The sequence below is a fragment of the Desulfosarcina cetonica JCM 12296 genome (genome assembly GCF_001311845.1).
Taxonomy (GTDB): domain Bacteria; phylum Desulfobacterota; class Desulfobacteria; order Desulfobacterales; family Desulfosarcinaceae; genus Desulfosarcina; species Desulfosarcina cetonica.
Genome location: NZ_BBCC01000339.1, coordinates 1 through 3625, shown reverse-complemented (window position 1 = coordinate 3625; position 3625 = coordinate 1). Strand labels below are relative to the sequence as shown.

Genomic DNA, 3625 nt, shown 5'->3' with positions numbered 1-3625 from the left:
CCGCACCGGCCGATTCGATCACCTTTTGCTTGAGCAAAGGCCTTGCCGCGCCGGTGGGATCGGTGCTTTGCGGGGACGTGGATTTCATTCGGCGGGCGAGGAGAGTTCGGAAATCCCTGGGCGGCGGCATGCGTCAGGCCGGCATCATTGCGGCCGCGGGTATCGTGGCGCTGACCGAGATGGTCGACCGCCTGATCGAGGACCATGCCCATGCCAGGGCGCTGGCCGTCGGACTGGCCGAGATTCCCGGTCTCTCCATCGACCCTGACCGCGTTGCCAGCAGTATCGTTTACTTCCGGGTGGTTCGACCGGAGACGAATGCGGCCACCCTGGCAGCGCGTCTGGCCGACGCCGGTGTGCGGGTACTCCCCACGGCGGCGGACCAGCTGCGTGCCGTGATGAACTACCATGTGACCACACAGGACGTTCAGCTCGCCTTGGGCCGGATTCAGCAGGTGATGCGGCAGGACGCCTGACCGCGCCTGCCGACCTTTTCTCATCACCGTGGAAGACCATGCCCCATCCCGAAAAAAAGGCGACCTGCCGGTTGGATAGACCGGGCAGGTCGCCTTTCAATTTCAGCTTGTTGCAGAAAATCAGACAGCGTCGCGCAATTTCTTTCCCGGTTTGAACTTCACCACATTGGCGGCCTTGATCTTGATGACTTCACCGGTCTGCGGATTACGGCCTTTGCGGGCCTTGCGGCGTGTTTTCATGAAGGTCCCAAATCCCACCAACGTAACTTTGCCGTCTTTTTTCTTCAGGGCCTTGGCAACGTTGGCGGTGAATGAATCCAACGCGGCAGCCGCGGCAACTTTGGTGATGCCGGCTTCCTCTGCCATTTTCTCAACGATTTCAGCCTTTGTCATCTCTTCCTCCTTGTGATGGGTGTAAATGGGAACCTATTGCTGACGCTATTTTTTTGGCATTACAGTAAATTCATACCGGTGTCAACAGCGAAAGCCCGTGTACCAAGGGTTTAGGAGAAGAAAACGGTGCTTAATGCTTGAAACTACGCTGTCCGGTGTAGACCATGGCAACGTCGGCGGCATTGCAGGCCTCGATGACCTGGTAGTCGTTGTTGGAGCCTCCGGGCTGCACCACGGCGGTGATGCCTTCGCGGATTCCCACATCCACGCCGTCGCGGAAGGGGAAGAACGCGTCACTGACCATGCTGGCCCCGATCAGTCCGCCTTTCTCGGCAGCCACGCGGGCGTCGATTTCGGCCTTGCGCTCCGCGTCGGCAAGCTCGTTGTAGGGAACCTGGTAGCTTTCGAAACAGTAGCGGTCGGCCAGCTTGCGATAGGCCTTGTCGCGGGCGATTTCGGCAACGCCCACGCGGTCCTGCTCACCGGTGCCGATGCCGACGGTAACCTGGTCCTTGACGTAGAGAACCGAATTGGACGTCACCCCGGATTCCACCAGCCAACCGAACAGAAGGTCATCGTACTCCCGGTCCGTTGGCATGCGCTGGGTCTGGTAGGTTTTGCCGTTTACTTCGCAGCGGGCCGGGGAGAGGTCCGCGCGGCTGCGCGCCGTTGGCACAAAGGACCACTGGGCGATGATGCCGCCGTCGATCAGACTCTTGAATTCCACGCAGCGCTGGCCGACGAAATCCTGCAGGCGGCGGATGTTGCCGATCCGGATCACGCGCAGGTTTTTCTTCCGCGAGAAGATATCCATGACCCCGTCTTCGAAGTCCGGTGCCACGACCACCTCGGCATACTGGCTGCTGACAGCCTCGGCCGTGGCCTTGTCGATGCTGCGGTTGAGGGCGATGCAGCCGCCGAAGGCCGCCACGCGGTCGGCCATGTTGGCCTTGACATAGGCCGTTTCCAGGCTGTCGGCCTGGGCCACGCCGCAGGGGTTGTTGTGCTTGACGATCACCGCCGTGGGACGGTCGGTGAAATAGCGCAGGATATTGAGGGAATTATCCGCGTCGGTCAAATTGGTCTTCCCCGGGTGCTTGCCGGATTGCAGCAGTTCGATGTCCGAGGCCAGATACTGACCGGGTTGAATGGTCTGCGTCTCGCCGAGCACCAGATTGCCATTGACCAGCCGGTACAGGGCCGCTTCCTGACCGGGATTCTCGCCGTAGCGCAGCCCTTTCTGAACATCGTCGATGGTCCAGGTGACCTTCTCGTAAAAAAGCGTCTGGCGAAGGTCCTGATCCACAAAGCTGATCTCCATCTTCGCCGGAAAGTGATCGTCCATGATCGTGCGGTACATTTTTTCAGATCGTCAGCCATGCTGCAGCTCCTTTTATGGATTTAGACTACCCTTGATAGACCTGCCGAACCGCTTCGATGTCGGTGGCGGAGAAGTAGCGGGCGATGGCCGTGTCGTAGGCGGCGGTATGGTCGAAGGCCTTGCCGGCCAGGCGATAGCGCAGGGCCAGGGAGATCTTCCCCTCGCCGGCGGCCAGCTCCTCGGCAATCGGGTCGTAGTCGTCAGGGTCCACCACGGATGCCACGCGAATGAAGTTCTTGGCCGACGCGCGAATCATGCAGGGCCCGCCGATGTCGATATTGCCGCGCGCCTCCTCGGGGGTCACGCCGGACCGGGCGACGGTCTCCCGGAAGGGATAGAGGTTGACCACCACCATGTCGATGGGAACGGCCTGGGTGCGCGCCAGATCGGCCTGGTGGGCCGCATTGTAGGTCTCGGTGAGAAGTCCCAGGTAGATTTTGAAATCCAGGGTTTTCACCAGCCCCCCCTGGGTTTCCGGCTGGCCGGTGTAATCGGATACCTGGGTTAGGCAGCCGTCGGCCGCCTCGCCGAGAATCTCGCGCAGGCGGGCGAAGGTGCCACCGGTGGAAAAGATCTTCAGGTTGGGATTGATCGACAGAAGGCGGGGGACGAAGGTCTCCAGCCCACGTTTGTCGGAAACACTGATCAGAACGTGATTAACGCATACCTGATCATCGATTTTCTCAACGATGTTCATTGCCATGATCGGTTTACCTTTCTCCTTCGTATTCTTCCAAAAAACGGTCGAAAAAATGGGTCATGAAACGGTGCCGCGCGTCGGCCAGGCGACGCCCCGTGGGGGTGAGGATGCGCTCCCGGATCTTGGAGAGCTTGACCACATATTCGCGGTATCCGGTGTCGTCGATGGAATAAGCCGCCGCCCGGGTGACATCCACCTCCGGGCTGTGCAACCGCGCACCCAACTCGCCGGCGAAGAGAAACGCCCGCGCCACCCCCACGGCACCGATGGCGTCCAGCTTGTCCGCATCGAAAAGCACCCTGGCTTCCAGGGTTTGCGGTGCCACGCCGCGCCTGAAACGGTGAGCGGCAATGCAATGGATGATGTTCTCGCGGCAGGCTTCGGTAAGGGGATAGCCCTTGAGAATATCACGGGCCAGGGCGGCGCCTGTTTCCGCGTGGCAGAGCCGTCCACCCGCGCGGTCCTGGTCGGCTCGGCCGATATCGTGCAGGTAGGCCGCCGCCTCGGTCACCAGCGGATCGGCGCCTTCGGTTCGGGCAATATGCCGGCAGAGCCGGAGGACCCTCAAGGTGTGGTCCCAGTCATGGCTGCCCCGGGCTTGATGAAAATACGCCTGTGCCGCCTGACGAATACCGGCCAGGATCAGTGCCGACGGATCGCTGTGGGGCGGGGGGG

The 3625-nt window shown here is 61.1% G+C and carries 5 protein-coding genes; 1 reads left to right on the top strand and 4 read right to left on the bottom strand.

What is annotated here, in order from left to right; all coding sequences use genetic code 11:
- A partial coding sequence (locus JCM12296_RS33365; RefSeq protein ID WP_246805260.1) for a beta-eliminating lyase-related protein occupies positions 1-476 on the top strand: 476 nt, incomplete at its 5' end.
- Positions 477-596: 120 nt separating this feature from the next.
- On the opposite strand, the gene JCM12296_RS33360 is transcribed toward JCM12296_RS33365, so the two are convergent.
- The 4 genes from JCM12296_RS33360 to JCM12296_RS33345 form a co-directional block, all read right to left on the bottom strand.
- Positions 597-896, bottom strand: coding sequence for an HU family DNA-binding protein (locus JCM12296_RS33360; RefSeq protein ID WP_340147889.1), 300 nt, complete (start codon positions 894-896; stop codon positions 597-599).
- A gap of 103 nt (positions 897-999) precedes the next feature.
- Positions 1000-2229, bottom strand: coding sequence for an IMP cyclohydrolase (locus JCM12296_RS33355; protein WP_054702252.1), 1230 nt, complete (start codon positions 2227-2229; stop codon positions 1000-1002).
- 46 nt (positions 2230-2275) lie between these two features.
- Positions 2276-2953 (bottom strand): hypothetical protein, encoded by a 678-nt coding sequence (locus tag JCM12296_RS33350; RefSeq protein WP_054702248.1) that lies wholly within the window; start codon positions 2951-2953, stop codon positions 2276-2278.
- A 7-nt stretch (positions 2954-2960) separates the two neighbouring features.
- On the bottom strand, positions 2961-3625 hold a 665-nt coding region (locus JCM12296_RS33345; protein ID WP_306304184.1), incomplete at its 5' end, for an HD domain-containing protein.

Bases quoted from the DNA above. Each gene is read 5' to 3' on its own strand.
- JCM12296_RS33350 (WP_054702248.1), bottom strand. From the start codon at position 2,953: ATGGCAATGAACATCGTTGAGAAAATCGATGATCAGGTATGCGTTAAT.
- JCM12296_RS33355 (WP_054702252.1), bottom strand. From the start codon at position 2,229: ATGTACCGCACGATCATGGACGATCACTTTCCGGCGAAGATGGAGATC.